This is a genomic window from Kitasatospora sp. NPDC091257, assembly GCF_044757675.1.
Lineage (GTDB): Bacteria > Actinomycetota > Actinomycetes > Streptomycetales > Streptomycetaceae > Kitasatospora > Kitasatospora lactacystinica.
In genome coordinates this window covers 1-3,557 of sequence record NZ_JBIVVI010000968.1, presented here as the reverse complement: position 1 = coordinate 3,557, position 3,557 = coordinate 1, and the positions used below count along the sequence as shown (strand labels likewise).

At 73.8% G+C, this 3,557-nt stretch carries 4 protein-coding genes; all 4 read left to right on the top strand.

Going from position 1 to position 3,557, the window contains the following annotated elements; all coding sequences use genetic code 11:
- Positions 1-199: 199 nt before the first annotated feature.
- The 4 genes from aroC to aroQ are packed head-to-tail and all read left to right on the top strand — an operon-like array spanning position 200 to position 3,423.
- A complete protein-coding gene (aroC, locus tag ACIQOV_RS32890) occupies positions 200-1,384 on the top strand; it encodes a chorismate synthase (protein WP_401054381.1) in 1,185 nt (394 codons plus the stop codon).
- Entirely contained in the window at positions 1,381-1,902 is a 522-nt protein-coding gene (locus ACIQOV_RS32885) for a shikimate kinase (protein ID WP_380351178.1), read from the top strand. Before aroC ends, ACIQOV_RS32885 begins: the two co-directional genes overlap by 4 nt.
- Positions 1,895-2,986: a 3-dehydroquinate synthase gene (gene aroB / locus ACIQOV_RS32880; protein WP_359897446.1), complete on the top strand. Its 1,092-nt coding sequence runs from the start codon at positions 1,895-1,897 to the stop codon at positions 2,984-2,986. Before ACIQOV_RS32885 ends, aroB begins: the two co-directional genes overlap by 8 nt.
- Before the next feature lie 8 nt (positions 2,987-2,994).
- Positions 2,995-3,423, top strand: coding sequence for a type II 3-dehydroquinate dehydratase (aroQ, locus tag ACIQOV_RS32875; RefSeq protein ID WP_049653999.1), 429 nt, complete (start codon positions 2,995-2,997; stop codon positions 3,421-3,423).
- Positions 3,424-3,557 lie beyond the last annotated feature (134 nt).

The following is a 3,557-nucleotide window of genomic DNA, read 5'->3' as shown; positions in this document are numbered from 1 at the left end:
CCCGGGCCTCGGGCCGGGGGCCGGGCCCGCCCTCCGGCCGGTTCCCCGGGTGGTTCCCGGCCGGATGGTGGCCGGTTGCCGTCCGGCACGCGGACTGTGCCCCCAGGTGCTGCTGGGGCATGAAAGGATTCAGGCACAAGGCACGCCCGGGGCGGGCCCCGGCGGTGCCGAGGTCCGGTCCGCTGATGAAGGAGCTCCGTTGGGTACGTTGCGCTGGCTGACGGCGGGGGAGTCGCACGGCCCCGCACTCGTCGCGACGCTGGAAGGCCTGCCCGCCGGTGTACCGGTCACCACCGATGTGGTGGCCGACGCGCTGGCGCGCCGCCGGCTCGGTTACGGCCGCGGGGCGCGGATGAAGTTCGAGCAGGACGAGGTGACCTTCCTCGGCGGCGTCCGGCACGGTCTGACCATGGGCAGCCCGGTCGCGGTCATGGTCGGCAACACCGAGTGGCCGAAGTGGGAGCAGGTCATGTCGGCCGACCCGGTCGACCCCGAGGTGCTGGCGGGCCTGGCCCGCAACGAGGCGCTCACCCGCCCCCGGCCCGGCCACGCCGACCTGGCCGGCATGCAGAAGTACTCGATCGACGAGGCCCGGCCGATCCTGGAGCGCGCCAGCGCCCGGGAGACGGCCGCCCGGGTCGCGCTGGGCGCCGTCGCCCGCGCGTACCTCCGCGAGGTGGCCGGCATCGAGATCGTCAGCCACGTGGTCGAGCTGGCCGCCGCCAAGGCGCCGGCCGGTGTGATGCCGCTGCCCTCGGACGAGGCGCGACTGGACGCCGACCCGGTGCGCTGCCTGGACGCCGACGCCTCGAAGGCGATGGTCGCCGAGATCGACCAGGCCCACAAGGACGGCGACACCCTGGGCGGCGTGGTCGAGGTGCTGGCGTACGGCGTGCCGGTGGGCCTCGGCTCGCACGTGCACTGGGACCGCCGGCTGGACGCGCGGCTGGCCGCCGCGCTGATGGGCATCCAGGCGATCAAGGGCGTCGAGGTCGGCGACGGCTTCGAGCTGGCCCGGGTGCCGGGCTCCAAGGCGCACGACGAGATCGTCCCGACCGCCGAGGGCGTCAAGCGCACCTCCGGCCGCTCCGGCGGCACCGAGGGCGGCCTGTCCACCGGTGAGGTGCTGCGGGTGCGCGCCGCGATGAAGCCGATCGCCACCGTGCCGCGGGCGCTCCAGACCCTGGACGTGCGCACCGGTGAGCCGGCCAAGGCGCACCACCAGCGCTCGGACGTCTGCGCGGTGCCGGCCGCGGGCATCGTCGCCGAGGCGATGGTCGCGCTGGTGCTGGCGGACGCGGTGAACGAGAAGTTCGGCGGCGACAACGTCTCCGAGACCCGCCGCAACGTGCAGAGCTACCTCGACAACCTGATCATCCGATGACCAGTCCCGTTGTGGTGCTGGTCGGCCCGCCCGGCAGTGGCAAGTCCACCGTCGGGCGGGTCCTGGCCGAGCGCCTGGGCGTGGGCTTCCGGGACACCGACGCCGACATCGAGGCGACCGTCGGCAAGCCGATCCCGGACATCTTCGTCGACGAGGGCGAGCCGCACTTCCGCGCGCTGGAGGCGGCGGCCGTGCGCGCGGCGGCCGAGGGGCACGACGGGGTCCTGGCGCTCGGCGGCGGCGCGGTGCTGGCCGAGGCCACCCGCGCGCTGCTGCACGAGCTGCCGGTGGTCCTCCTGGAGGTCCCGCTCGCCGACGCCGTCAAGCGGGTCGGCCTGGACGCCCCGCGCCCGCTGCTGGCCGTCAATCCGCGGGCCCGCTGGCGCGAGCTGATGGAGGCCCGCCGCCCCCTCTACCTGGAGGTGGCCACCGCCGTGGTCGACACCGCCGGGCGCAGCCCGGAGCAGGTCGCGGACGCCGTACTGGAAGCACTGGAGCTGAAGACCCCCCATGACTGACACCACCGTCAGGATCCACGTCGGCGGCAGCGCCGGCCACGACCCGTACGACGTGCTGATCGGGCACCAGCTGCTCGGTGAGCTGGCGCCGCTGATCGGTGCCCGGGCCAAGCGGGTCGCGATCATCCACCCGGAGGCGCTGGCCGCCACCGCCGACGCGATCCGCGACGACCTGGTCGGCGAGGGCTACGAGGCCATCGCGCTGCAGGTGCCCAACGCCGAGGAAGCCAAGAGCGTCGAGGTCGCCGCGTACTGCTGGTCGGTGCTCGGGCAGACCGGCTTCACCCGCAGCGACGTCGTCGTCGGCCTCGGCGGCGGCGCCACCACGGACCTGGCCGGCTTCGTCGCCGCCACCTGGCTGCGCGGGGTGCGCTGGATCTCCATGCCCACCACGCTGCTCGGCATGGTCGACGCGGCCGTCGGCGGCAAGACCGGCATCAACATCGCCGAGGGCAAGAACATGGTCGGCGCCTTCCACCCGCCGGTGGGCGTGCTGGCCGACCTCGGCACCCTGGAGACCGTGCCCAAGCACGACTACGTCTCCGGCCTGGCCGAGGTCATCAAGTGCGGCTTCATCGCCGACCCGGCCATCCTCGACCTGATCGAGGCCGACCCGGAGGGCGCGAGGACGCCGGCCGGGCCGCACACCGTCGAGCTGATCCGCCGGGCCATCCAGGTCAAGGCCGACGTGGTCTCCGGGGACCTCAAGGAGTCCGGCCGCCGCGAGATCCTCAACTACGGCCACACCCTCGGTCACGCCATCGAGCGCAACGAGCGGTACAAGTGGCGGCACGGCGCCGCGATCTCCATCGGCATGGTCTTCGCCGCCGAACTCGGCCGCCTGGCCGGGCGGTTGGACGACGAGACGGCCGACCGGCACCGCACCGTGCTGGCCTCGGTCGGCCTGCCGCTGAGCTACCGGGCGGACGCCTGGCCGAAGCTGCTGGACGCGATGAAGATCGACAAGAAGTCGCGCGGCGACCTGATCCGCTTCATCGTGCTGGACGGCCTGGGCAAGACCTCGGTGCTGGAGGGCCCCGACCCGTCGCTGCTGGTCGCCGCGTACGCGGAGGTCTCGGCGTGACCAGGGTGATGGTGCTCAACGGCCCCAACCTGGGCCGGCTGGGCAGCCGGGAGCCGGACGTCTACGGCGCCACCTCGTACGCCGGACTGGTCGAGCGGTGCACCGCGCTGGGCAAGGAGTTCGGCTTCGAGGTCGAGGTGCACGAGACCAACTCCGAGCAGCAGATGGTGGAGTGGCTGCACGAGGCGGCCGACGGGCAGGTGCCGGTGGTGATCAACCCCGGCGCGTTCACCCACTACTCGTACGCGATGCGGGACGCCGCGGCCCAGCGCACCGCGCCGCTGATCGAGGTGCACATCTCCAACCCGTACGCCCGGGAGACCTTCCGGCACACCTCGGTGATCGCCGCGGTGGCCTCCGGCACCATCGCCGGCTTCGGGCTCGGCTCCTACGAGCTGGCGCTGCGCGCGCTGGCCGAGCGGCTCACCACCCGCTGAGGGTACGGGCGGTGGCCCGGCGGCGGACTGTGCCCGCCGCCGGGCCGCCGTGTAGTGTCCCCGCTGAGAGGTGTCGGGAGGTGCCGTGACGCAGTACGCCGGAGGTGGGCAGGTCCCGCCGCGTCCCGTCGCTC